Source organism: Altericroceibacterium xinjiangense, from assembly GCF_003958635.1.
GTDB classification, from domain to species: domain Bacteria; phylum Pseudomonadota; class Alphaproteobacteria; order Sphingomonadales; family Sphingomonadaceae; genus Altericroceibacterium_A; species Altericroceibacterium_A xinjiangense.
The window spans coordinates 198,203-222,365 of the sequence record NZ_RSEK01000005.1; the positions used below are offsets into that span (position 1 = coordinate 198,203).

The window sequence follows — 24,163 nt, forward strand, 5'->3', positions numbered from 1 at the left end:
TTCATTCCAGCAGGAGATTTTTCATGCTCGACGCCAACATGAAGCAACAGCTTGAGCAATACCTCGGCAACTTGCGCGAGCCCATTGAGCTTGTCGCCTCGCTTGGCGACGACCAGCGTTCCGCCGACACGCGCGCGTTGCTGACCGAGATCGCCGAACTGAGCGACAAGGTCACCGCCTCTTTCGACGGCGACAACGAACGCAAGCCCAGTTTCATCATTCGCCGCGCATCGGACGCCGAAAAGTGGGTCCGCTTCGCCGGTCTGCCGATGGGGCATGAATTCACCTCCCTCGTCCTCGCGCTGCTGTGGGCCGGCGGCCATCCGCCGAAGGTTTCCGAAGACGTGCTGGAGCAGATCCGCGCGCTGGAAGGCGATTACGAATTCGAGATGTACTTCTCGCTTTCCTGCCACAACTGCCCGGATGTCGTGCAGGCGCTGATCCTGATGGCGCTGAACAATTCGCGCATTTCGGCCACCCTGATCGAAGGCGGCACCTTTCAGGCCGAAACCGAGGAGCGCAACGTGCTGGCCGTGCCCGCCGTGTTCCTCCACGGCGAGATGTGGGGCAGCGGCAAGATGGGCGTGGAGGAAATCCTCGCCAAGCTCGATACCGGTGCGGAAGCGCGCGCCGCGGCGAAGCTGGCCGACAAGGATCCGTTCGAAGTGCTGGTGGTCGGCGGCGGTCCCGCCGGGGCATCGGCGGCGATCTATACCGCGCGCAAGGGCTTTTCGACCGGTATCGCCGCCGAACGCTTCGGCGGGCAAGTGCTCGATACGATGGGGATCGAGAACTTCATCTCGGTCCAGTACACCGAAGGTCCGAAGCTTGCCGCGGCGCTGGAGGCGCACGTCGCCGATTACGACATCGACGTGATGAACCTGCAGACTGCCGAAGCGCTCATCCCGGCTAGCCAACCGGGCGGATACCACGAAGTGCGGATGAAGAACGGCGCCTCGCTCAAGGCGCGCAGCCTCATCCTTGCGCCGGGTGCGCGGTGGCGCAACCTCGGCGTGCCGGGTGAGTTCGAGTATCGCAACCGCGGGGTCGCCTATTGCCCGCACTGCGACGGGCCGCTGTTCAAGGGCAAGCGGATCGCAGTGGTCGGCGGGGGCAACTCCGGCGTGGAAGCGGCGATCGACCTTGCCAACATCGTCGGCCACGTGACCCTGATCGAATTCGACAGCAAGCTGCGCGCCGACCAGGTGCTGCAGGACAAGCTGCGGTCGCTGAAGAACGTCGACATCCTCGTCTCGGCCCAGAGCACCGAGGTGACCGGCGACGGAGAGCGGGTGAACGGTCTCGTCTACAAGAACCGCGAAACCGGGGAGGAGCATCGCATCGACCTGGAAGGCGTGTTCGTCCAGATCGGGCTGGTCCCCAACACCGAGTGGCTGAAGGAATCAGGGCTGGCGCTCAACAAGTTCGGCGAGATCGAGATCGACGGGCGCGCGGCCACCAACCTGCCGGGCGTGTTTGCGGCCGGGGACGCGACCACGGTGCCGTACAAGCAGATCGTGATCGCGATGGGCGAGGGATCGAAGGCGGCGCTTTCGGCCTTCGACTACCTGATCCGCACCGAATTGGCCGAGGACATTGCCGAGGCTGCGTAAAGGTGTGGGCGTAACGGTGGACGCCGGGCCTTGCGTGGGGCATGAGCGGGAGGAATGTGGCAGCTTTACCATTTCCCGCTCTGTCCCTTCAGCCGCAAGGTCCGGCTTGCGCTGAGCGAGAAGGGCGTCGCCTACGAACTCCTGCGGGAAAACCCGTGGGAAGGGCGCGAGGCGTTCTTCGATCTCAACCACATCGGGCAGACGCCGGTGCTGCGGAACGAGGAACGCAATGTCACCCTCGTCGATAGCCAGGCGATCTGCGAGTATTTCGAGGAAACGGTCGAAAAGACCCCGCTGATCCTTGGCACGGCGGAAAACCGGGCCGAGATCCGGCGGCTGGTGGCGATGTTCGACCAGAACTTCTTCGCCGAAGTCACTCATCCCCTATTGCATGAGCGGATGAAGAAGCGGCTGGTCCTGCGCGCGCCGCCGGATTCCAGGACATTGCGTGAGGCGATGCGGCTGGCGCAGAACCATCTCGGTTATATCGAATGGCTGGTCGACAACCGCCGCTGGCTGGCCGGCGCGCAGATGAGCCTGGCCGATTTCGCCGCCGCGGCGCAGGTTTCCGTCGCCGATTACCTCGGCGGGATCGACTGGGCCGGGCACGAAGGCGCGAACGCGTGGTACCGGGTGATGAAGAGCCGGCCCAGCTTTCGCCCGCTGCTGACCGAAAAGATGCAGGGCCTTGCACCGCCGAGCCACTATGCCGACGTGGATGGCTGAACGGGCCGGTTGCGTCCGCTGCGTCAGGGCCCATATCCTTTGGCAAAGGAGAACCCCATGGCCGACAAGATCAAGCTCAGCGATGCCGAATGGCGTGAGCGCCTGACCCCGGAACAGTACCGCATCCTGCGCGAAAGCGGGACCGAGCGCGCGTTCACCGGCAAGTATGAGAAGAACAAGGATTCCGGCGAATACCGCTGCGCGGGCTGCGGGGAGTCGCTGTTCGACAGCGACCACAAGTACGACAGCGGGTCCGGCTGGCCCAGCTTCACCCAGCCTGCCGCGGGAGGTTCGGTTGCCGAACATCGCGATTTTTCCCACGGGATGATCCGCACCGAAGTGCGCTGCGCCAAGTGCGAGGGCCATCTGGGCCATGTGTTCCCGGACGGGCCGGGGGCGGACGGCTTGCGCTACTGCATCAACAGCGCGTCGCTGGACTTCAAGCCCAAAGACGGCGCCTAAGGGGTCTTGCGCGGTTCCGTGCACGTTCAGGCGCAGTTAGGCTTGCCCTAGGCACGGACTGCGCCCATCAGGCGGCCGCACGCAGCGGACACGAGCTTCGTGGACGCGGAATTGGTACATTAGGCGGGCCAGCACAGGACCGGCGGGGGTAGATGGCGAAAAGACGGGGCAAGCGGGCCCCTACCAGAAAAGAGCCGCGCGATTCGGGCGGTACTTTCCGGCGGATCATCAAGCGGGTCCTGATCGGCCTGGTGGCGCTGACGCTGATTCTGGCCGTCGCCGTCGGTACGGCAGTGTTCTTCACCACTCGCGAATTGCCGAGCTATTCGGCGCTGCAGAACCGGCAGACCGGGCAGACGATCGTCGTGCGCGCCAGCGACGGGACCGAAATCGTCACGCTGGGGCCAAGCTACGGCGAGTGGCTTTCCGCAAGCGAGATCCCGCCGATCATGAAGGCGGCGATGGTCGCGGTGGAGGACCGGCGGTTCCATTCCCACTTCGGGATCGATCCGCTGGGCCTTGTCCGCGCGGTGGCCGTGTCCCTGATCCACAGCGAGCCGGCCAAGGCGACCTCCACCATTACCCAGCAGCTGGCGCGCAACCTGTTCCTCAATTCCAACCGCAGCGTCGACCGCAAGCTGCGCGAGGCGGTGCTGGCGATTGCGCTGGAGAACAAGTTCACCAAGCAGCAGATCCTGGAGCTGTATCTCAACAAGGTCTATTTCGGCGGCGGCGCCTACGGCATCGATGCGGCCAGCCGGAAGTTCTTCAGCCATTCGGCGCGGGACCTTTCGACCGCCGAGGCCGCGATCATCGCCGGGCTGGTCAAGGCGCCTTCCCGCTATTCGCCGACTGCCGATGTCGAAGCCGCCGTCGGCCGGGCCAACGTGGTGCTGGACCAGATGCGCAAGTACGGCGCGCTCGATCCCGGGGAAGCCGCCGACGTCGACGTTTCGGCGGTCAAGCTGAAGGAAGAGCAGGGGCAGAACTCGGTTCGCTACTTCACGGACTGGGTCCTGCCGCAGCTCGATACCCTGCTGCCCGCAACCGCCCAGTTCGAGCCGCTGCAGGTGTGGACCACTCTCGACATCGAAAAGCAGCGTGCGGCCACGGCCGCGGTGAAGGCAAACGTGCCGAACGGCGCGCAAGCCTCGCTGGTCAGCCTTGACCGGGACGGGGCAGTGCTGGCGATGGTCGGCGGCACCGATTACGTGTCCAGCAACTACAACCGTGCAACCAGCGCGGTGCGTCAGCCGGGATCGGCTTGGAAGCTGTTCGTCTATCTTGCCGCGCTGGAAGCCGGATACCGGCCCAGTGACCGGGTGGTGGACGCGCCGGTGACGATCCAGGGCTGGTCTCCGCAGAATTCAGGCAATTCCTATGCCGGCGCGATCGACCTGCGCACCGCCTTCGCCTATTCCAAGAACACCGTCGCGGCCCAGCTGGGCAACGAAGTCGGGTTCGACACCGTGGCCTCGATGGCGCGGCGCTTCGGCATCACCACGCCGATTTCCACGTTTCCTTCGATGGTGCTCGGCACGTCGGAAGTGCGGGTGATCGAACTCACCGAAGCATTCGCCTCCATCGCTGCACGCGGCCATTCGGTCGAGCCGTACGGCATCCTGAAGGTAGCGACGTCCGACGGGGAACTGCTCTACGCCCACGAACCGTCCCGCCCCACGCAGCTGGTGCCGGAATACGTCGCATCGGAAATGACCGACCTGCTGCAGACCGCAGTCAGCACCGGCACTGGACGGGCCGCGCAGATCGGCCGTCCGGTGGCGGGCAAGACGGGCACGACCACGTCGTCCAAGGACGGCTGGTTCGTCGGGTTTTCCAGCGGCATCACCACGGGCGTGTGGGTCGGCCGCGACGATGCCGAGCCGGTTGCCGGCCTCGCAGGCGGGGCTGCCCCGGCGCGGATCTTTGCTTCCTACATGCGCAAGGCCGTGGCGGACCGCCCGGTGGAACCGTTCGATACCGAAGTGCAGTTGCCGCAGTGGCAGCTCGAACCGGACGAAGAGTACTACTACGGCGATCCGGATGATTATTTCTACATGGACCAGGGGACCGTCGAGCCGGGATTCGGCGATCCGGGCCTGGAGCCGTTCCCGGCGCAGGAACCGTTCCCCGGCGAGGCTCCGATGCCTGCCGGGCCGGACGCTCCGCCGCCGCTGCCGGGGCCGCCGGCGGCAACCGACGACTTCCTGGAACGGGCAACCGGCGGGCAGTTGTAAGGCGACCGGTGCGCCCGGCGCAGGGCAGGTTTCACGGTTTGGCCCTACCCCGCTACGACAAAGGAAAAGGCCCTCCCGCTTGCGGGAGGGCCTTTCTCATTCAGCCGGCCATGTCCTTTGGGGCAGTGCCCCGTCAGCGCAGCCGTACGGGCAGGAACAGCGGCGGCTGACCGCGGCGCTGGACGCGCAGCAGGACCGCGTCGCGGCCCTCGCTCTTGGCTTGGGCAATGACGCTTTCCAGTTGCTCTGCGCTCGCCACGTCGCGGTAATTGGCCGACAGGATCACGTCGCCGCGCTGGAGGCCTTTCTGCCCGGCGTCGGAGCTGGGATCGACGGCCGTTACCACCACGCCGTTCGCGCCGGCGCTGATCCCCAGTTGGGGTGCGATCTCGGGCGTGAGGGCGATGCCTTGCACCCCGAGCGAGTTTTCCAGCACGCCGGGAGCGGTGTTGCGCGGTCCGGGGGTCGCTTCGCTGTCCGGGTTGAACACCTGCCGCGCCAGCTCTTCCTCGGTCGGGCGTTCGCCCACCCGCACGTTGAGGTTCTGGCGGCGGCCGTCGCGGATGATCTGCACCGGCACGGTCGTTCCCGGCGCGATGTTCGCGACAAGGAACGACAGCGTCTGGTCGGGGGTGATTTCCTCCCCGTTGACGCTGACCACTACGTCGCCGGCCTGCAGGCCGGCCAGATCCGCGGCCTCGCCGGGCTGGACCGACTGGATGAATTCGCCCCGGTTCCGGGGGATGCCGAGGGCCGCTGCGACGTCGTCCGTTACCGGCTGGATCCGGACGCCGAGATAGCCGCGCTCAATCTCTTCGCCGGCGATCAGCTTGCGCACGATCGGCGCGGCGATATCCGCGGGGATCGCGAAGCCGATCCCGACGCTGCCGCCTGACGGCGAGAAGATCGCGTTGTTGATCCCGATCACGTTGCCTTCCATGTCGAACAGCGGACCGCCCGAGTTGCCCCGGTTGATCGCCGCGTCGGTCTGGATGTAGCGATCGTAGGCGCCGCCGGTGTTGGTGGCGCGGTACACCGCCGAGATGATCCCTGCGGTCACCGTTCCGCCAAGCCCGAAGGGGTTGCCGATTGCGACGACCCAGTCGCCCACCCGAGACTGGGTGGAATCGCCGAACCGGACGAAGGGGAACGGCGTCCCGCGCTGGATCTTGAGCACGGCGAGGTCGGATGCGGCATCGTTGCCGACCAGTTCGGCCGGGAATTCCGTGCCGTCCGGCATGGTGACGGTGATTTCCTCAACCTCACCCTGGCCTTCCGCGGTAATCACGTGATTGTTGGTCACGACGTAGCCATCGGCCGAAATGATGAAGCCGGAGCCGAGCGACTGCGCTTCCCGCGTGGTCGGCTGCCCGCCGCGTCCGCCGCCGAACAAGTCCGACAAGGGGGTCCCGGCGAAGGGGTTGTTGGTGTTGACCGTCACCCGCTGGCGCGTGGCAATGTTGACCACCGCCGGCTGCAACTGCGCGGTCAGGTCGGCAAAGCTGGCCGGACCGGAGCCGCGCGGCATCACGCGGTTGATCTGGGATTCGTCGTTCTGGGCCACCTGGGCGCCAGCGGGGATTCCGGTGATCAGCGTCACCGCCGCCCCGCCCGCAAGCAGGACCGATGTTATGCCATAGGAATAGCGCACGGGCTTCACGTCCTCTTGTTCCTCTCGATTGGGCGCATCGCGCGCCATGAATGCCGCGCCGATTCAGACCGCGTGGGCTGAACGCACATTGAATGCATCAGCGGCACGAATGTTTCAGCGCGGTTGCCCCCGGAACTGGCGGAGATATTCGTTATCCGGCGAAAGGACGATCGAACTGTCGCCCTCTCCGGTCTGGAACGTCCGCCGGTAGCTTTCCATCGCGCGGTAGAAATCGTAGAACTGCGGGTCCTTGCCATAGGCATCGGCATAGATCCTCGCCGCCTGCGCTTCGGCATCGGCGCGCGTGATCTGGGCGTTGCGTTCACCTTGCGCGCGGAGCGTCGCCGCTTCCTGCTGGCGGGCGGTTTCCATCCGGGTGTACGCCGCCTGCAGCGGGGTGCCATCGGGCAGATCGGTCCGCTTCACCCGCACGTCGATTACCTGCACGCCGTATTCGCGGGCCTGTTCATCGAGGTTGTTGCGGATGTTGGTCATCGCGTCGCCGCGCTCCGCCGTCAGCAGCGAAGCGAACGTCCGGCGGCCCAGTTCCTGCCGCAGGACCGAAGTCAGGATCGGGCGGAGCTGTTCCGCGACATTGCGTTCGGTGCCCACGGTTTCGACCAGGCGCACCGGATCGATCACCCGGAAACGGGCATAGGCATCGACTTGCAGCCGCTGCTGGTCAGCGGAAAGCACCTGCTGGCGCTCCATGTCGAGGTCCAGCACCCGCTTGTCGACCATCTGCACGGTTTCCAGCACCGGGATGCGCCACGACATGCCGGCGCCGGTTTCCCCGAAGGGAACGTTGGCGCGGTAGCGGTTGACCACGCGCACCGGTTCACCGGTACGGACGATCACCGCCTGCTGGCTTTCCGGCACCACGATCACGCTCAGCAGCAGGATCACCAGCAGGACGACGCCCGCGACGATCCAGGTCTTATAATTATGCCACACGCGGTCCATCACTGGCCCTCCGCCTGAGGCGCGTTGCGCCGCTGGATTTCCGGGAGCGGCAGATACGTCTGCACACCGGGAGTTTCGACGATGGTCTTGTCGGTCTTGCCCAACACGCCTTCCATGGTTTCATAATACAGCCGCCGCCGCGTTACTTCGGGAGCCAGCCGGTACTGTTCGTAGATCTTGTTGAACGAGGTCGCATCGCCCTGCGCCTGCGCGAGAACCTGCTGGGCATAAGCCTGCGCCCGGTTCACTGCCGCATCGGCGTCCTGCTGCGCGGCGGAGACGTCCTTGAACGCCTCTACCACCCGGGCGGGCGGATCGGTCTTGTCGATTTCCACGCCTTGCACCGCGATGCCGGCGTTGTAGGCATCCAGCAGCGCCTGCATCCGCGTCGACACCTGCTGTTCGATCGCGGCACGGCCCGCACCGGAGAGGGTATCGTTGAGCGTGTGCTCGGCCACGGCGGAACGCATGGCGGCTTCGGCCACTTCGCGCACCGTCTCTTCCGGCTGGGCGAGCTGGAACTGGTACTGCTTCAGGTCCTTGATGTACCAGCGCACCAGATAGGAGAGGTCGACCAGGTTCTGGTCGCCGGTCAGGATCAGCTTTTCCTGCTCCCCTTGCGGGATGCGGAAGCTGCGGATCTCGCTCACCGGTTCGACCGCGACTTGCTGGATCGGCCAGGGCAGGGTGAAGTTGAGGCCCGGCTCAAGCGTACGGGTGTACTTCCCGAACGTCGTGACAACACCTTCTTCCGTTGGCTGGACCTGATGGACGCTGGTCAGCCCCAGCCAGACCAGCAGCGCGAGGCCGATGACGATCGGGATCAGCATCTTGCCGAGCGGACCATCCGGCAGGCGGAAGTTCGGCCCGCCGGGGCCGGTCCGCCGCGGGCCTTCAGGGCCGCGGGAGCGGAAGATGTCTTCGATGCTGGCCGAACGGCGCGGCTTGTCCGACCCGCCGGGAAGCCAGGGGTTGCGGGGTCCGCGCGCGGGCGGATCGTCGTTTCGTTCCGGACCGCGTTCCGGCGGGCGTCTGCCGCCATCGTCACCAGCCGGGGGTTTGCCCCAGGGGCTGCCAGCCATTGCCAGTTTAATCCTTTCCAACCCGCCCAATCTTCGCATGGTTCCGATAATAGGGACGAAAGCGGATAAAAACAGGGCGATCCGGCAAGTTTTCGCTGCATCCGGGGGGCAGAGGCGTTAGCAGGGCCGCCATGAGTACCGAAGAAACCATCCGCAGCCGGATACCCGGCCCGATTCAACCCCGCGTCCAGTCGGTCCGCGTGACCGGTGCGAACGCCACCCTGGTGATCGATGCCAGCGGTCTTGGCCGCAATGCCGCGCAGGCGCTGGAAAAGGACTTGCGCGCCGCACTTGGCGAAATCGAGGGGATCGAGGAAGTGCGCGTGGCGATGACCGCCGAGCGTGTCCAGCGCCGGATCGTGGCGATCGGATCGGGCAAGGGCGGGGTCGGCAAGTCCACCCTGACGGCCAATCTCGCGGTTGCGCTTGCGCGGATGGGGCGCAAGGTCGGGGTGGTCGATGCCGACATCTACGGCCCGTCCCAGCCTACCCTGCTGGACATCGAAGGTCAGCGCCCGAAAGCGCGCGAGCAGACGCTGATCCCGGTGGAAACCGAATTCGGGGTCAAGCTGCTGTCGATGGGCCAGCTGATCGAGCCGGGCCGGGCGATCGCCTGGCGCGGGCCGATGATCGGCGGCGCGCTGGGCCAGCTGATGGAAGCGGACTGGGGCGATACCGAGTTGCTGCTGGTCGACCTGCCGCCGGGCACCGGCGACGTGCAGCTGACCATGATGCAGAAGTTCAAGCCCGCCGGCGCGGTGATCGTCTCCACTCCGCAGGATCTGGCGCTGATCGACGCGACCCGGGCGATCGACTTGTTCCGCCAGACCCACGTGCCGGTGATCGGGGTGGTCGAGAACATGACCGGCTATGTCTGCCCGCATTGCGGCGAAGTCAGCGATCCGTTCGGCGCCGGCGGGGCCGAGGCGGCGGCGCGCACTCTGGGCGAGGATTTCCTGGGCCGGGTGCCGCTGGCGATGGAAATCCGCGTGGCGAGCGACACTGGCCAGCCCCCGGCGGCCGGTGACACCCCGCAAGGCCAGGCCTTCACGCGGATTGCCCGGCGCGTGGCCGACTGGCTGGATGCGAACGCGCGATGAGCGTGTCCGAAGCCCACCGGCCGTCCGATCATCCCCCGGTGAAATCCGGCGGTGTCGGCGTGCTGATCGTCAACCTCGGCACGCCCGACGCGCCGGAGCCGGGGGCGGTGAAGCGCTATCTGGCGGAATTCCTGTCCGATCCCCGGGTGGTGGAGATCCCGGCGATTGCCTGGCAGCCGATCCTGCGGGGGATCATCCTCAACACCCGGCCGAAGAAATCCGCCCACGCATACCAGCAGGTCTGGACCGAGAGAGGCTCCCCCCTCGCGGTGATCACCGCCGATCAGGCCGCCGGATTGCAGGACCGGCTGGGGGAGGACGTGAAGGTTCTATGGGGCATGCGCTACGGCACTCCTTCGATTCCCCAAGGGCTGAACGCGCTGAAGGATGCCGGGTGTGAGCGGATCCTGCTGGCCCCGCTATACCCGCAGTATTCCGCCGCGACCAATGCGACCGTGTTCGACAAGGCGGCCGATGCGATGGGCAAGATGCGCTGGCAGCCCGCCTTGCGCGTGCTGCCGCCCTATTTCGACGATCCGGCCTATATCGATGCGCTGGCCCGGGATCTGGGCGCGCAGCTGGATGAACTGGCGTTCCCGCCAGAAGTCCTGCTGCTGAGCTTCCACGGAATGCCGGAGCGCACGCTCCATCTCGGAGATCCCTACCACTGCCATTGCCGCAAGACTGCCCGGCTGCTGGAAGTCGCGCTGGCCGCTTCCGGGACCCGCCCGAACCTGCGGGTGGTGACCACCTTCCAGTCCCGCTTCGGACGCGCGAAATGGCTGGAGCCGGCGACCGACGTCGTGCTGGCGGAAGAAGCGCGCAAGGGCACGAAACGCCTCGCGGTGGCCGCACCCGGGTTTTCCGCCGATTGCCTGGAAACGCTGGAGGAGCTGGCGATCCGTGGGCGCGAGCAATTCGTCGAGGCAGGCGGCGAGGATTACGCCACGCTGTCCTGCCTCAACGCAGGCCCGACGGGCATGGCGATGCTGGAAGCCATCGTCCGGCGGGAGCTTTCCGGCTGGATTCCCGGCTGATCGTCAGCGATCAGCGTCTGTAGCGGTCCTGATCGTCAAGCGATCGGCGCCTATAGCGGTACTGATCGTCAAGCGATCAGTACGGGCGTTCCCACGCTGGTGGCAGCGAACAGCCTGGCCGCGAATTCTTCCGGCAGGCGTACGCAGCCGTGGGAGGCCGGGTATCCCGGCAAGTGCCCGGCGTGCATCGCGATGCCGTACGTGTCCAGCCGCTGCATGTACGGCATCGGCGCGTCGTCATACTTGTTCGACCGGTGATGCCGCCGCTTTTCCATGATCGGGAAGATCCCGGGCGGGGTGGGCTTGCTTTCCTTGCCGCTGGAGATGGTCGATGCAGCGATCATCTCCCCGTCCTGATAGGCATAGGCCATCTGGTCGGGCCGGCTGATGACGACCTTCGTCACCCGCTTTTCCGCATCCTTCTTCCACACGTAGTCGCCGTTTTTGAGCGTGTCCCGGCCGAAGGCGTCCCGCATCTCTTCCCGCGCCTGCCGTACGGCAATGGCGGCGGACTGGCGGGCTTCGTAGCTTTCATCCCAGGTCTGGCCCGGCACCTTGGCGGGAGCCTTCGCAGGAGGACTGGGGGCGGCGTGGACGGGTGCGGCCGGAACCGCGAGGGCGAGTGCACCCGTCAGCGCAAACGCGCGCGCTAACTGTTTCATTTCAACAACCTATCGTAACTTCTTTTGCCAAAACAACGCGTGGCCGGGGAGCCGGGTTCCGCGGGGGCAATTGGCGCAGGCTGGTCAACGAAGGGAGCTTTTTTGGGAGAGCGGCCGTTGTCGGCGGAAAACCGAAGGACATGGAGACCGGAAAATGAACCTTGATGAACTGCTGCCGCCGGGCGGCATCGATGCACTGGCGGGCCAGCTGGGCATCTCGCACGACAAGGCGCGGACAGGTGCGGCGGCGCTGCTGCCTTCGATCCTGTCCGGCATGAACCAGCGGGCCGGCGGCGCAGGCAACCTGGAGAGCGAAGTGCATTCGCTGGGCGGGGCGCAACTGGCGCACAACGTCACCGGGCCGCAGCCGACCGACGTTTCCAAGGGAAATGCCCTGCTCGGCAGCTTGTTCGGCGGCAAGGACACCAGCCGGCAAGTGGCCGGGCAGGCCGCGCAGACCAGCGGGCTCGATGCCGGGTTGCTGAAGCGGATGCTGCCGGTGCTGACGATGCTGGTCGCCGGTCACCTGAGCCAGCGCGCGGGCGGGCAGCAGGGCGGCCTTGGCGGCGTGCTCGGCTCCGTGGTCGGCGGGCTGGGTTCAGGCGCGGGTGGCGGAGCTTTGGGAAGCGGGGGGCTCGGCGGAATGCTCGGCTCGGTCCTGGGCAAGCGTTGACCGGGTTAGAAGTCGACCGCGATCCCGTCTTTCACCCAGTCGCCGTAGCGAGTCGGGCTGAGGCCCTGGGGGTCCTCCGTCGGCTCGGGCGCTTTTGGCTTCGGCGGCGGAGTATTGGTCCAGTAGTCGGGCTTCTGGAACGTCTCGGGCCGTTTCGTCTCGCGCTGGGTCATGGGTTCAACATGGGGCGGCTGGCGGCCGGTTGCAATTGCGGATAGGGGATGCCGATGGCTGAAGTGCAAGGATTTCCCGCCCGCCGCGCGGCGCTCAGGTTGCTCGACGCGGTGCTGCGCCGGGGAGAGACGCTGGATCAGGCGGCTCCGTCCGCCACATCCGGCTTGCTGACCTTTTCCGACATGGCGCTCGCCCGCGCGATTGCCGCCGAAAGTCTGCGCTGGCTGATCGATCTCGACGCGTTGATCGACAGCGCAATGAAGAAGCCGCTGCCCGATGACAGCAAGGCGCGCATCGTCCTGCGGATCATGCTGGTCCAGTGGCTGCGGTTCGATACGCCGCCCCACGCGGTGATCGCCACGGCGCTGCCGCTGCTGACCGGCGGACCGCGCCGGCTGGCCCACGGGGTGTTTTCGACACTGGTGAAACAGCAGGTCACGCTGCCGGAGGCCCCTACGCTGCCCGCCGATGTCGCCGCGCGCTGGGATGAACGGGCAGGAGCCATCGCCCAAGGGTTGGCCGTGCCGCCCCCGCTCGATCTCACCTTGCGCGATCCGGCGCAGACCGATGAATGGCGGGAACGGCTGGGGGCGGACGTCCTTGCGCCCGGGCAGTTGCGGCTTGCGCGGGGATCCTCGGTCGAGGATCTGCCCGGCTTCGCGGAAGGGGCGTGGTGGGTGCAGGACGTTGCGGCGAGCTTGCCGGCTCGCTTGCTCGGCGCCGGCGAAGGGCGCCGCGTACTGGACTTGTGCGCCGCGCCGGGGGGCAAGACGCTGCAGCTGGCCGCAAGCGGGTGGAACGTGACCGCGCTCGATGTCAGCGCGCGGCGGCTCGATCTGCTGCGGGAAAGCCTCAAGCGCACCGGGCTTTCGGCCGAAATCGTCACCGCCGATGCAATGAAGTGGGAGCCGGCGGAGCCGTTCGATGCGATTCTGATCGATGCGCCATGCACCGCCACCGGCACCTGCCGCCGCCATCCGGACGTGCTCTACCGGATTTCGGACCGGCAGATCGCGGAAATGGCCGACGTGCAGGCCCGCTTGCTGGACCGTGCCGCCGGGTGGCTGAAACCCGGCGGGCAGCTGGTCTATGCAGTGTGCTCGCTGGAGCGCGAGGAAGGCGAGGAACGGGCGGCGCAGGTATCGCTGACGCCCGATCCCATCACACCCGCCGATCTTTCGCTGGACCTGCCGCTTTCGCGGGAAGGCTGGCTCAAGACCGATCCCGGCCTGCTTGCGGAGCACGGCGGGATGGACGGGTTCTTCGTTGCGCGCTTCCGCCGCTGACGGTCAGGCCTGCTGCTTGATCCGATTGGCGAAGCTCTTGCGCAATTTCTGCAGCTTGGGCGGGATAACCGCGAGGCAGTAGGGATTGCGCTGGCCTTCGCCCTGCCAGTATTCCTGGTGGTTGTCCTCCGCGACGTAGAACGGGGCGGGGCCTTCGATCGTGGTGACGATCGGCGCGGGGTGGACCTTGCCGGCCCGCTCGATCGCGGCATTGGCCTCGATCCGCTGGTCTTCGTCGAGCGGAAAGATGGCGGAGCGGTACTGCGTGCCGACATCGTTGCCCTGCCGGTTCAGCTGGGTCGGGTCATGGGTCGCCATGAACACCTCAAGGATGTCGTGATAGGAAATCTGCTCGGGATCGAAAGTCACCCGGATCGCCTCGGCATGGCCGGTGCTGCCGGAGCAGACCTGCTTGTAGGTCGGGTTTTCGGCCGCGCCGCCGATATAGCCGCTTTCGACCTGATCGACCCCGACCACGTCGCGAAACACCGCCTCCGTGCACCAGAAGCACCCACCGGCGAGGATTGCCGTCTGCTTGTCCGCCATTCTTCAGTCTCCTTCTGCGGCCTGAGATAGGAAGCGGACAGCCGATTGCCACCGCCGCCGGGTACGCTAAGCTGGCGCAAAATATTACAGAGGAGCCTGCCGATGCGTTCGATCGTTCTTGCCGCCGTGTTCGGCCTTGCCCTTGGCGCAGGGCTGCCGGGGATGGCTGCCGCCCAGACCGTTTCCGGGCATGTGCTGGGGCACGCGCCCACCGACCCGGCGCTGGCGCCGATTCTCGCCGATCCGCGCCGGGCAGAGGATCGCGCGCGCGACCAGTACCGCAACCCCGCCGAAACGCTGGCCTTCCTTCAGGTGAAGCCGGGGATGACGGTCGTCGATTATCTGCCGGCCAGCGGCTGGTACACGCGGGTTCTGGCGCCTTACCTCGGACCGCAGGGGCACTACATCGCGATGGGCCCGGACGTCAGCAACGCGAATGAGCGGATGCGCAACTACATGGGCGGGCTGGCGGAGAAATTCCCGCAGCAGGCCGCGCAGTGGAACCTGGGCCAGGGCGCGCGGATGACCGCGTTCAACGTCGACCAGATGCCCGAAGGACTGGAAGGCACCGTCGACCGCGTGCTGATCATGCGCGAAATCCACAACCAGCTGCGCTTCGGCTGGCTGCACGATGACATGATGGCGATCCGCAAGCTGCTGAAGCCCGATGGCATGGTCGGGATTGTCGAGCACCGGGCGAACGAGAACGCGCCTTATGCGATGGCCGACGGCAGCAAGGGCTACATGCGCGAAAAGGACGTGATCGCGCTGATGGACGTCTATGGATTCGACCTTGTCGGCCGGTCTGAAATCAACGCCAACCCGAAGGATACGAAGAACTGGCCGGACGGCGTCTGGATGCTTCCCCCGGGCCTGCGCGGCGCGACCGATGCAACCCGGGCGCAGATGCAGGCAATCGGGGAAAGCGACCGGATGACGCTGCTCTTCCGCAAGCGCGCCTGATCGCCTGTCCTTTAAAATGCGGGTCTGAGACCTTATAGGGCGGCGCATGGCTGAAATCACCGTTGCCGCCCTGCAGCTCCCCCTCGGGTCCGAGGATGAGCGCGAGAACATCGCCGCCGTTTCCGCGCTGGTTGAACAAGCCGCGCGGGAAGGCGCGCAGATCGTGCTGCCGCCCGAATTGTTCTCCGGCCCATATTTCTGCCGGCTGGAGGACGAAACCCTGTTCGAGCTTGCCCGCCCGGTGAAGGAACATCCCGGCGTGATCGCGATGCGCGATCTGGCGAAGAAGCTGAAGATCGCAATTCCGACCAGCTTCTTTGAGCGGGAAGGGCACCACTATTACAACACGATGGCGATGATCGGCCCGGACGGGGAGATCATGGGCACCTACCGCAAAAGCCACATTCCGGATGGGCCGGGATACGAGGAAAAGTACTACTTCCGCCCCGGGAACGACGGGTTCAAGGTGTGGGACGTGTTCGGCACCCGGATCGGCGTCGGCATCTGCTGGGACCAGTGGTATCCGGAAACCGCCCGGGTCATGGCCCTGCTGGGCGCGGAATTGCTGTTCTATCCAACCGCGATCGGATCCGAGCCCTACGATCCCGAACTCGACACCAGCCGGATGTGGCGCCGGGCGATGCTGGGCCACGCGGTATCGAACTGCATGCCGGTAATCGCCGCCAACCGGATCGGCACCGAGTGCGGGCAGCGGTTCTACGGCCACAGCTTCATCGCCGACGAATGGGGTGATTTCGTCGCGGAGTACGGGGCGGAGGAAACCGGGGTGCTGGTTTCCAGGCTCGACCTTCGCCAGGCGGCGAAGCACCGTGCCGGGATGGGGTTCTTCCGCGATCGCCGCCCGCAGCTCTATGGCCGGATCTGCGAGGACATCTGATCCACCGCTACCTGATCGCGCTCGGTTCCAACCAGCGGCACGTCCGTCACGGCGCGCCGGAGGATGTGCTGCGCGCGAGTCTTGCCGCGCTCGAGGATTATGGGGAGGATGATGGCGTCCGCGTGCTGGCGGTTTCCCCGATGATCCGCAGCGCGCCGGTCGGCCCGTCGCTGCGCCGCTACGCCAACGCCGCTGCGCTGGTGGAGAGTGAATGGGCACCGGAAGAGCTGCTCCGGGTGCTGAAGCGGATCGAGCACGCGTTCGGCCGCCGCAGCCGCGGGCAGCGCTGGCGTGCCCGGGTGCTCGACCTCGACATCGTGCTGTGGAGCGGCGGAATCCACGCCTCGCGCAATCTTGCGATCCCGCACCGCTTGTTCCGGACCCGCGATTTCGTGCTTGGCCCGGCCGCCACGATTGCGCCCGATTGGCGCGATCCCGTGACCGGACTTTGCCTGCGTCACCTCAAGCCACGCTTGACCACTTCGCGCCCCCTGCCTAGGTGACCTCCATCGCGTCGCGTGGTGCGCGGGCCCTTAGCTCAGTCGGTAGAGCAACTGACTTTTAATCAGTAGGTCGCTGGTTCGAACCCAGCAGGGCTCACCATCGCTGCAAGTGCCTTGCATGGCACTGCGGTAGATCCCGCTACTCTGCTACTGCCGCAACGATGATGACTTCCACCTTGTAGTCGGGGGCGGCAAGTCTTGCCTCGGCCGTGGCGCGGGCCGGCGGATTTCCAGCATCCACCCAAGCGTCCCAGGCCGAGTTCATTTTTGCAAAGTCGGCCATGTCCGCAAGCAAGACCGTAGCGGACAGAATCCGGGACTTGTCCGTTCCAGCCTCTGCCAGCAATCTGTCGATCTGCTCCAGAACGGCCTTGGTCTGTGCGGCGACGCTTTCGCCGGGGGCGCCGACTTGTCCAGCCAGGTACACCGTGTTCCCGTGAACCACGGCCTGACACATGCGGGGTCCAGGTTCGATCCGGCGAATGCTCATTCTTTGCTCCTTGTTTGCGTGGCTTTCAGCCCACTCCTGACCTGAGGCTATGGGGCGCATTGCTGCTGGCTGGCAAGTTCTGCCGTTCCAAACCCAGTTCATGGCCGCCGCTTTTGGTTCACGCGTTTCGGATTCGAGCCAGACCGTCCGGCCGGGGCTGGAGACTGCCTGACGAGTCCTCAGCATCGGCATTGCCGTCGCGCCCGGCGCTCAAAGGGTTTATACCGGATCGATGACCAACACCCCTATCCCGGCTGCTGAATCGAGCCATAGTCCTTTGCCCGTGACCCGGCTCGCGAGGCACGAAGCTCCCGAGCCGCTGGACCGGCCGTACGACGAAGCTCTGGAGGAGCTACAAAAGAAGCTCGCGGCGGTGATGGTCGGCCACATCGTGCACAAGAAGCGGAGCGTCATCGTTTTCGAGGGGTGGGATGCGGCCGGGAAGGGCGGAGCGATAAAGCGTCTCACCGCGGAGTGGGATCCCCGCGCATTCTCGGTCTGGCCGATTTCCGCGCCGACGGAGGAAGAAAAGGCGCACAATTTTCTCTGGCGGTTCTGGACGCGGTTGCCTGCGACGGGTGAAATCGCCGTGTTCGATCGCAGCTGGTACGGCAGGGTTCTGGTGGAGCGCGTCGAAGGCTTTGCGAGCGAAGCGGAATGGCGCCGGGCGTATGACGAGATCAACCAGTTCGAAGCGCAGTTGGCGGCGGACGGAACCACGGTCGTGAAGCTGTTCCTGCACGTATCGGTGGAAGAGCAGGATGAAAGGCTGAAGGCTCGGCTTGCTCACCCGTGGAAGCGGTGGAAGGTGAGCCCGGAAGACTTCCGAAATCGAGAGCGGCGCGCCGGTTATCTCGCGGCGATGGAGGAGATGTTCGACCGGACGGACACGGCTGTTGCCCCATGGATCATCATCAATGGCGACAAGAAGAAGTCGGCGCGGATCGCGGTCCTGCAGGCGGTTTACGATTGTCTGGCTCCGGTAACGCCTTCGGAGCCGCCGCAGGCATCGGATGAGGTGATGAGGCTCGCCCGGTCCGCGTTCGGTTGAAGCCTGCCGCGTCTGCGGCGGTCAGGCGTTTGACGGCTGGAGATTTCTGACCTTCAGCGATGGGAACTGGCGGGTGGGACTGCTGTGCTGCGCCCACTGGTGCCGTGCAGGCGCACTCCGGTCTCTCCCAGGCTCCTCGATCCAAGTGGCAAGCAGCCCCGCGGGGCTGATCTGGCGGTGGAGGCGGTGACCGGACGAGCGGGATAACGACAGCAGGGCGAGCTTGCCGGGCTGCAAATACCTCGCGCTCGATTACCGGCGGCACCCCGCATCCCTTCCCCTCGCATTCTTCCCCGGTGCAGGCTGAATTGCTCGGGCCGCTCCCGTGCAGGCGGCTCACGTGAGCATTGTTCGCGGGACTTGCCGCGTCGGGACACCCTGATCCCGGTTGGCAGGGCTGCTCTGCCAGAGGCGCGGGCAAGTCCCGTAACGGCAGCGACCTGCCTCCTATCATTGAGCCGATCTCAGACTCTCTGAGCCTACATCCGAAATGGATCAGGTCGTCAATTGGTGGCGATACTGAAGAATCCTAGAATTGATAACAAAGGTTAGGGGACAATGATGCGTAGCGACGCGGAAGCCCTGCTCAAGAAACTTGGGCAGAAGGATTTTCGGTACCAGGAATTCGCCGATCGTTTCGGAGATACGGAACTGTGGCCGCTTTTCGAAGCCCTGCTCCAGGATGAGCGGCTGGTCGGGCGCCCGGTGTCCCGGATCGACGCCAAGCGGGTCACCAGGGAAAGAGCTGCGCTCGCCACTGTGCATCCCCTGCCGAAAAAGCCCGAAGCCAGCAGCGAAGAAGACCGCGTCACTCCGGCGCTCGACGTCGCCGCTGGCGAAACGCACCCGATCGGCGATGGTGAGCTCGACGCTTTCCTCGGCCGCATGACTCCCGGGAGATAGCGCCTTGCCCTTGCTGCTGTTCCACTCGCCCAAAGGCGGCGTCGGCTCAACTTTTCTTGCGGCTCATTGCGCGATGGAACTTGCGGCCCGGGGTCATGAGCCGATCGCGATCGACTTCACCTACCAGGGTTCGCTGAAGCTGTTCTTCGGCCTTCTGCCGGACCAGCCGATCGTGAGGGCGGGCGACGACAGCGAGGAAGAACTGGTTGCCGCGGGGGTGGAGCTGCTGGACGGTTACCGTCTCGGCAGGAAAGCCGCCTTTCTCAAGATGCTGGCCGATCCGGACGCGTCGCCGTTCCCGTCGGACAAGTTGATCATCGCTGATGTGGCTGCCGCGGATCACGCATTGAAGCAGGCGCTGCTTCCGCATGCAGTCCTGCAGGTCTGCACGATAACGCCCGGGCCGGTCGCGCTGGCTTCGCTGACGAAAGTCGATCCGGCACAGCCGCTTGCCGAACTCCAGAAGACGCTGATCGTCGTCAACCTGCTCGACGATACGCGCACGCTGGCACGCCATTCCAACATCTTTCTTCACTCTGCCTTCGAGCGGTTGCTCGCCGGCACGGTGCGCCAGGACGAAGCGGTCAACGAGGCGGTTGCGAAGTTCGAGACTCTTGAACGGTTCCGCCCGACGAGCGCTGCTCTTGCCGATGTTCGCGCCGTGGTCACGGCCCTTGAGGAGCACTGCAACCTGGGACCCCGGAAGGAAGGCGAGGAAGGATGATTAGGCAACTTCACCTCCTGAGAACGGCGGCCACAGGAGTCGTCATCGCTTTGCTTTGCGTGCTGGTGATCGTAGTTCCCCTGGATCTGCAGTCACAGTGGCTGTTCGCGGGCCTGACGATCGTCGCTGGGATGCTGCTCGCCCGCCGCAACACCAGGCAAAGCCTGATCGCGCTGGGCATCCTGTCGCTGATAGTGTCGTCGCGCTACATCTTCTGGCGAACAACCCAGACGCTGGATTTCCAGAACGTGCCGGCCCTGATCCTCGGGTCCGGCCTGTACATTGCCGAACTTTACGCGTGGCTGATCCTGGCGCTCGGCCTGCTGCAAACGGCTTGGCCGCTGGAACGCCCCCCGGTGGAGATCGAAGGCGAGCCGGAGACGTGGCCCCTCGTGGATGTCTTCATCCCGACCTACAACGAAAGCCTCGCGATCGTTCGCGGCACGGTCTTCGCTGCCATGGACATGGACTACCCGGAGGACCGCTTCAGAGTTTATATTCTGGATGACGGCCGCCGTCCCGAGTTCAGGGAATTCGCGCACGAAGTCGGCTGCGGGTATCTTACCCGGCCGGATAACACGCACGCAAAGGCAGGCAATCTCAACACCGCTCTCGGCAAGACCTCGGGCGAGTTGGTGACGATCTTCGATTGCGATCACGTCCCGACCAGGGCCTTCCTTCAGATGACGGTAGGCTGGTTCCAGAAGGACCAGAAGCTGGCGCTGCTGCAGACGCCGCACCACTTCTATTCACCCGATCCCGTCCAGCGGAACCTGGATGTGATCGACGAGCAGCCCGGTGAAGGCGATCTCTTTTACGGTCCCATCCAGAAGGGCAACGACTTGTGGAATGCAGCCTTCTTCTGCGGATCCTGCGCCGTCATCCGGCGCCAAGCCCTGCAGCAGACAAACGGCTTTGCGGGTGAAACGGTCACGGAGGACGCCCATACCGCTTTGAAGCTCCAGCGGATGGGGTGGAACACCGGCTATCTCGGCGTTCGGCTTGCGGCGGGTCTCGCAACCGAAAGGCTGGCCTTGCATGTAGGCCAGCGGATACGCTGGGCCCGGGGAATGACGCAGATCCTGCGGATCGATAACCCTCTGTTCGGCCGGGGACTAAGGCTTCCGCAGCGACTCTCCTACCTCAACGCGATGCTTCACTTTCAATTCCCGCTGCCCCGCATCGTGTTTCTTACCAGTCCGCTGGCCTTTCTCCTCTTCGGAGCCAACATCATCCAGGCTCCGGCTCTGATGATCTTCGCCTACGCGCTCCCGCACCTCTACTGCTCCATGGTGTCGGGTACCCGGTCGCACGGCCATGACCGTCGTCCGTTCTGGAGCGAGATTTACGAGACCCTCCTGGCGTTCCATCTGGTGAAGCCGACGGTTCTGACCTGGTTCAGCCCGCGGAAGGGGAAATTCAACGTAACCGACAAGGGCGAGCAGCTCGAGCACAGCTACTTCGATGCCCACATCGTAAAGCCGCACCTGATCTGCATAGGCCTCGTCCTGCTCGGGATCACGGTGGGGGCGATCAAGCTTGCCTTCTTCCCGCAGTTTTTCGGCATCCAGCTCGACACGTTCGTGCTGAACACGGCATGGGCCACCTTCAGCCTCCTGATCCTGATCGCCTCGGTGGCGGTCGCCAACGAATCGCGGCAGCGCCGTGAGCACGTGCGGATCCCGGTGGACCTTCCCGTTACCCTTCACTTCTCCAACGGGCACATCGTCGATGCCCGCACGAAAGAGGTTTCGATGGGCGGCCTCAGCGCCCGCTTCGACCCAAGCCTGGATCTGACCGACTGGGGCCTGACGCATATATCGCTGTCGATGGGGAGCGAGACCCTGGTGGTTGAAGCCGATGCCCTCCGCACACGCAACCAGGTGATCACGTTGCGCTTCCAGGCACTGAACCTGCTGCAGGAACGTCAATTGATCCGCGCCGTCATGGGGCGAGCCGACGCATGGGTTCCCGACAAGCCGCTTGAGCGCGTCACCGGGCTGCGCTCGTTCATCGACATCGTGCGTATCTGCTTCCTCACCGTGAAGCGAGCCTTCGCCGCGAAGCGCAGGGGCTCCGCCACGCCGCGCGTCCCGAAGGTCGCCGCCGTTCGTCTTGAGACCGCGGCCATCGCGGAGATCCCCGGTGCCCGGAAGCGGGTGCAGAAGCCGATCAAGCGCCTCAACAAGGCGGCGGCCTTGCTTGGATTGCTGCTTGTTCCGGCGCTGCTCTACGCCCCCTCTCCCGCGCACGCGCAGAACGATGCACCGGCAGCGGCAGCAAAGTCGGCAAGCGGGGAGCGCTGGCGGCGCGAGGTCACGCTTCGGAACCTGGGTGTCCGATCACCGGTCCGGCTTGAAGGCGTCCGCGGTGAAATCGGGATTCCTTTCGGGATGCGCCGCGATGAGGTCGTCACCGGCGCCAACCTGACGCTCGACTTGTCCTGGTCCCCGGCCTTGCTTGGTGACGTCAGCCAGCTTGTCATCCTTCTGAACGACGAAGTAATCCATACCATCCGGCTGACCCCCGAGGGAGCGAGCGGGACCACGGTGACCTTCCCGGTCGATTCACCCCTTTTTCTTCCGGGCGACAACCGGCTCAACCTTCGCCTCCTGGGGCACTACAGCCGCGGTTGCGAGGATCCTTTCCACAGTTCGCTCTGGGCGAACGTCAGCAACCTGCGGTCGCGCTTCCAGCTGACCTTTCAGAAGCTGCCCCTCGGGCCGGATCTGGCGCGCTTGCCGCGCCCCTTCTTCGATCCCGATGAGAGTCTCCCCGTTCGCATCCCGTTCGTTTTTGCAAAGCGCCCCGACAATTCGGAGCTTGAGGCAGCCGCGAGCATGGCTTCGTGGCTTGGCAGCGAGGCGAGCTATCGGGGTTTCGACTTCCAGCCGGTCATCGGGCAGCTGCCGAAGGGCAACGCGATCGTTTTCCTGAAGTCCGGTGCGTCCTTTGCCGGTCTTCCGCTGAACATCACCGGCCCTTCGGCCCAGGTGATGCGAAACCCCGCGGATTCCCTGGGCCAGATACTGGTGATCATGGGGCGGGACGATGAGGAACTCAGGCTGGCAGCGGCGGCGATCGCCAGCGGGCGAGGCGTCTTCCAAGGGGAACACGTCACTCTTTCGTCGGCCCAGATACCGAACTACCCAGCTTACGGAGCGCCGCGCTGGTTGCGAACCGACCGGCCGGTCAAGCTGGGCGAGTTGACCCAGCCGACTTTCCTGCAGGGGTCGGGCATCCGGCCGGGCCCGCTCAGCGTGCAGTTCCAGGCCGCCCCTGACCTGTTTTTCTGGCCCCGTCAGGGCGGACAGCTCGATCTGCACTACCGCTATCCGGTTGCCAAATGGCTGGACAAGAGTGCTTCCCGCCTCGACGTCTCGCTGAACGGCGAGTTCCAGCGCACGCTCCCGCTTGGCAGCGCTCACTGGTGGAACTGGTTCTTCGATACGCCGCGTGCGGCATCGGCGGACGCGTCCGACTCCGTCCTGCTCCCGCGCTACTATCTGTATGGGCAGAACAACCTGGTCTTCGATTACCAGATGCTGCTTGCCGACAAGCAGGAATGCCGCGGCATGGTGCCGCAGGATGTTCACACCAGCATCCTGCCCGACAGCACGATCGACCTCACCGGGGCCTATCACGCGCTGCAGATGCCGAATCTGGCGACTTTCGCCAACGGAGGGTATCCGTTCACTATCTACCCGGACCTTGCGCAGACCGCGGTCCTGCTGGGTCCTGACCCGAGCGATGACGAGATCCGCGCGTTTCTGATCCTGATGGGCCGCTTCGGCGACTCCACCGGGGCTGCGGCGACGCGCGTCAACGTCGTCCGCGGCGAGGACCCGCAGGCGTTCGCGAACAACGACCTCATCGTGATCGGTGATCTGGGGCTGATGGGGAACGAAGCCTTGTTCAGCAATGCTCCCCTGGCCAATCGGGGCGGCCAGCTGACCGTCACCCAGCGGTCTCCGATCGCCCGGATGTTCCATGCCGTGTCCCCGTTCGCGAGCGATGAGCGGAGCGCCGCCGAATTCACGACAGGCGTTCGGAAGTTCCAGGGCATTCTGGAATTCGAATCGCCTTTCGAGCAGGGACGAACCGTCGTTGCCGTGCTTGCCGACAGGCCGGGCGATCTCCCGGCCCTGGTCCAGAGCATGGCCAACTTGCGGGTCAACGCTCAGATTCAAGGCGATCTGGCCGTGTTCGACGGTTCCGGCATTCGCAGCTTCGCAGTCGGGCCGGGCTACTGGGTGGGCTCTCTGCCGCTTTGGATCCGGGTTGCGCACTGGTTCAGCACACATCCCCTCCTGCTGGCGGCCGCGGCAATTCTCGTGGCACTTTTCGTGTCCGGCCCGGCCTACCTGCTTCTCAAGCGGCAGGCGGAACGACGGCTCAATTCTGAAAGCGAACTCTAGA

General features: G+C 65.3%; 22 protein-coding genes and 1 tRNA gene. 16 read left to right on the top strand and 7 right to left on the bottom strand.

From position 1 onward, the window contains the following. The first annotated feature begins 23 nt into the window (after positions 1-23). The 4 genes from ahpF (at position 24) to ELY13_RS08115 (ending at position 5,038) form a co-directional block, all read left to right on the top strand. Positions 24-1,613, top strand: a complete 1,590-nt coding sequence (ahpF, locus tag ELY13_RS08100) for an alkyl hydroperoxide reductase subunit F (protein ID WP_126173386.1) — start codon at positions 24-26, stop codon at positions 1,611-1,613. 54 nt (positions 1,614-1,667) lie between these two features. Continuing rightward, complete coding sequence (locus ELY13_RS08105; RefSeq protein WP_126173387.1) at positions 1,668-2,339, top strand: glutathione S-transferase family protein; 672 nt, start codon at positions 1,668-1,670, stop codon at positions 2,337-2,339. Positions 2,340-2,396: 57 nt separating this feature from the next. Beyond that, on the top strand, positions 2,397-2,801 hold the full coding sequence (msrB, locus tag ELY13_RS08110) for a peptide-methionine (R)-S-oxide reductase MsrB (protein ID WP_126173388.1): 405 nt from the start codon (positions 2,397-2,399) through the stop codon (positions 2,799-2,801). Between the two features lie 152 nt (positions 2,802-2,953). Continuing rightward, positions 2,954-5,038: a transglycosylase domain-containing protein gene (locus tag ELY13_RS08115; protein ID WP_126173389.1), complete on the top strand. Its 2,085-nt coding sequence runs from the start codon at positions 2,954-2,956 to the stop codon at positions 5,036-5,038. 133 nt (positions 5,039-5,171) lie between these two features. Here ELY13_RS08115 and ELY13_RS08120 read toward each other — a convergent pair whose 3' ends face one another. From ELY13_RS08120 to hflK, 3 genes are all read right to left on the bottom strand, one after another. Next, positions 5,172-6,737, bottom strand: coding sequence for a Do family serine endopeptidase (locus ELY13_RS08120; RefSeq protein WP_206436010.1), 1,566 nt, complete (start codon positions 6,735-6,737; stop codon positions 5,172-5,174). A gap of 66 nt (positions 6,738-6,803) precedes the next feature. After that, on the bottom strand, positions 6,804-7,652 hold the full coding sequence (gene hflC / locus ELY13_RS08125) for a protease modulator HflC (protein ID WP_126173453.1): 849 nt from the start codon (positions 7,650-7,652) through the stop codon (positions 6,804-6,806). Further along, entirely contained in the window at positions 7,652-8,734 is a 1,083-nt protein-coding gene (hflK, locus tag ELY13_RS08130) for an FtsH protease activity modulator HflK (protein ID WP_126173390.1), read from the bottom strand. Before hflK ends, hflC begins: the two co-directional genes overlap by 1 nt. Before the next feature lie 131 nt (positions 8,735-8,865). On the opposite strand from hflK, the gene ELY13_RS08135 reads away from it, so the two are divergent. Then, positions 8,866-9,834, top strand: coding sequence for an Mrp/NBP35 family ATP-binding protein (locus tag ELY13_RS08135; protein WP_126173391.1), 969 nt, complete (start codon positions 8,866-8,868; stop codon positions 9,832-9,834). After that, positions 9,831-10,871, top strand: a complete 1,041-nt coding sequence (gene hemH / locus ELY13_RS08140) for a ferrochelatase (protein WP_126173392.1) — start codon at positions 9,831-9,833, stop codon at positions 10,869-10,871. Before ELY13_RS08135 ends, hemH begins: the two co-directional genes overlap by 4 nt. A 68-nt stretch (positions 10,872-10,939) precedes the next feature. Here the strand turns inward: hemH and ELY13_RS08145 are convergent, their stop codons facing one another. Continuing rightward, the gene (locus tag ELY13_RS08145; protein WP_126173393.1) at positions 10,940-11,533 is read right to left on the bottom strand and encodes a L,D-transpeptidase family protein; all 594 of its coding nucleotides are present in this window, start codon (positions 11,531-11,533) and stop codon (positions 10,940-10,942) included. 154 nt (positions 11,534-11,687) lie between these two features. Between ELY13_RS08145 and ELY13_RS08150 the strand changes: the two genes are divergently transcribed. Continuing rightward, positions 11,688-12,206, top strand: a complete 519-nt coding sequence (locus ELY13_RS08150; protein ID WP_126173394.1) for a DUF937 domain-containing protein — start codon at positions 11,688-11,690, stop codon at positions 12,204-12,206. Positions 12,207-12,211: 5 nt separating this feature from the next. On the opposite strand, the gene ELY13_RS08155 is transcribed toward ELY13_RS08150, so the two are convergent. After that, positions 12,212-12,379 (bottom strand): DUF1674 domain-containing protein, encoded by a 168-nt coding sequence (locus tag ELY13_RS08155; RefSeq protein ID WP_126173395.1) that lies wholly within the window; start codon positions 12,377-12,379, stop codon positions 12,212-12,214. A 54-nt stretch (positions 12,380-12,433) separates the two neighbouring features. Between ELY13_RS08155 and ELY13_RS08160 the strand changes: the two genes are divergently transcribed. Continuing rightward, positions 12,434-13,666 (top strand): RsmB/NOP family class I SAM-dependent RNA methyltransferase, encoded by a 1,233-nt coding sequence (locus ELY13_RS08160; protein ID WP_126173396.1) that lies wholly within the window; start codon positions 12,434-12,436, stop codon positions 13,664-13,666. A gap of 3 nt (positions 13,667-13,669) precedes the next feature. Here the strand turns inward: ELY13_RS08160 and msrA are convergent, their stop codons facing one another. After that, positions 13,670-14,212 (bottom strand): peptide-methionine (S)-S-oxide reductase MsrA, encoded by a 543-nt coding sequence (gene msrA, locus ELY13_RS08165; protein ID WP_126173397.1) that lies wholly within the window; start codon positions 14,210-14,212, stop codon positions 13,670-13,672. Positions 14,213-14,314: 102 nt separating this feature from the next. Between msrA and ELY13_RS08170 the strand changes: the two genes are divergently transcribed. The 4 genes from ELY13_RS08170 (at position 14,315) to ELY13_RS08185 (ending at position 16,676) form a co-directional block, all read left to right on the top strand. After that, on the top strand, positions 14,315-15,175 hold the full coding sequence (locus tag ELY13_RS08170; RefSeq protein ID WP_126173398.1) for a class I SAM-dependent methyltransferase: 861 nt from the start codon (positions 14,315-14,317) through the stop codon (positions 15,173-15,175). Between the two features lie 46 nt (positions 15,176-15,221). Next, positions 15,222-16,073, top strand: a complete 852-nt coding sequence (gene aguB, locus ELY13_RS08175; protein WP_126173399.1) for an N-carbamoylputrescine amidase — start codon at positions 15,222-15,224, stop codon at positions 16,071-16,073. Next, on the top strand, positions 16,058-16,576 hold the full coding sequence (gene folK / locus ELY13_RS08180; RefSeq protein WP_420897420.1) for a 2-amino-4-hydroxy-6-hydroxymethyldihydropteridine diphosphokinase: 519 nt from the start codon (positions 16,058-16,060) through the stop codon (positions 16,574-16,576). The genes aguB and folK overlap by 16 nt, the downstream gene beginning before the upstream one ends. A gap of 24 nt (positions 16,577-16,600) precedes the next feature. Then, a tRNA-Lys gene (locus ELY13_RS08185) sits at positions 16,601-16,676 on the top strand. Between the two features lie 39 nt (positions 16,677-16,715). Here ELY13_RS08185 and ELY13_RS08190 read toward each other — a convergent pair. Beyond that, entirely contained in the window at positions 16,716-17,066 is a 351-nt protein-coding gene (locus ELY13_RS08190; RefSeq protein ID WP_126173401.1) for a RidA family protein, read from the bottom strand. Between the two features lie 232 nt (positions 17,067-17,298). Between ELY13_RS08190 and ELY13_RS08195 the strand changes: the two genes are divergently transcribed. From ELY13_RS08195 to bcsA, 4 genes are all read left to right on the top strand, one after another. Next, positions 17,299-18,117 (top strand): polyphosphate kinase 2 family protein, encoded by an 819-nt coding sequence (locus ELY13_RS08195; RefSeq protein ID WP_126173402.1) that lies wholly within the window; start codon positions 17,299-17,301, stop codon positions 18,115-18,117. Between the two features lie 558 nt (positions 18,118-18,675). After that, positions 18,676-19,020: a hypothetical protein gene (locus ELY13_RS08200; RefSeq protein WP_126173403.1), complete on the top strand. Its 345-nt coding sequence runs from the start codon at positions 18,676-18,678 to the stop codon at positions 19,018-19,020. A gap of 4 nt (positions 19,021-19,024) precedes the next feature. After that, entirely contained in the window at positions 19,025-19,744 is a 720-nt protein-coding gene (locus tag ELY13_RS08205) for a cellulose synthase operon protein YhjQ/BcsQ (protein WP_126173404.1), read from the top strand. Next, positions 19,741-24,162 (top strand): UDP-forming cellulose synthase catalytic subunit, encoded by a 4,422-nt coding sequence (bcsA, locus tag ELY13_RS08210; protein WP_126173405.1) that lies wholly within the window; start codon positions 19,741-19,743, stop codon positions 24,160-24,162. Before ELY13_RS08205 ends, bcsA begins: the two co-directional genes overlap by 4 nt. The last annotated feature ends 1 nt before the right edge of the window (position 24,163 follow it).